Source organism: Catellatospora aurea, assembly GCF_042663325.1.
GTDB classification, from domain to species: domain Bacteria; phylum Actinomycetota; class Actinomycetes; order Mycobacteriales; family Micromonosporaceae; genus Catellatospora; species Catellatospora aurea.
In genome coordinates this window covers 1-517 of record NZ_JBHTAC010000119.1, presented here as the reverse complement: position 1 = coordinate 517, position 517 = coordinate 1, and the positions used below count along the sequence as shown (strand labels likewise).

Here is a 517-nt window from a genome sequence, read left to right as displayed (position 1 = left end):
GGCACGGCTCCCCGGGAGCCGTGCCGCGTCTGCCTGTGTAGAGGACTGGCTGTGTAGTCGACGGGAGAGGGCGACGATGGCGCGACGCGACACCGACGAGCCGGAGGACCGGGGGCGTTACCGCCGCGGTGGTATCGGCGACGCGCGTGCCTTCACGCCGCGCGGGCGCACCACCCGTGACGGCGGCTCGTCCGCGGGTTCCGAGCCGGATCCGCAGGCCGAGGCCGAGCTCCAGCGCCGCCGGGCCGAGCTGCGCATGGTGCGCGGCGGCCGGGCCGAGGAGGGCCGCCCGCCGCAGCGCCTGGGCCGGGTCACCGGTGCCCCGTCGGTCCGCCGCCCGCGCCGGAGCGACGCCGACGGCGGCGACTTCGACGGCGGCTACTTCGACGTCGACGAGTCGGGCCGGGAGGCCCCGCGCCGCCGCACGGCCGCCGCCGGCCGGGGCCGTCCCGCGGCCCGTGGCGATCGCGAGTTCATCGGGCGTACGCAGGCCGCCCGCGCCCGCGAGCCACACCGC

At 79.5% G+C, this 517-nt stretch carries 1 pseudogene; it reads left to right on the top strand.

What is annotated here, in order from left to right:
* Nucleotides 1-76: 76 nt before the first annotated feature.
* A pseudogene (locus ACFQO7_RS37760) lies at nt 77-517 on the top strand (hypothetical protein); the annotation flags it as partial.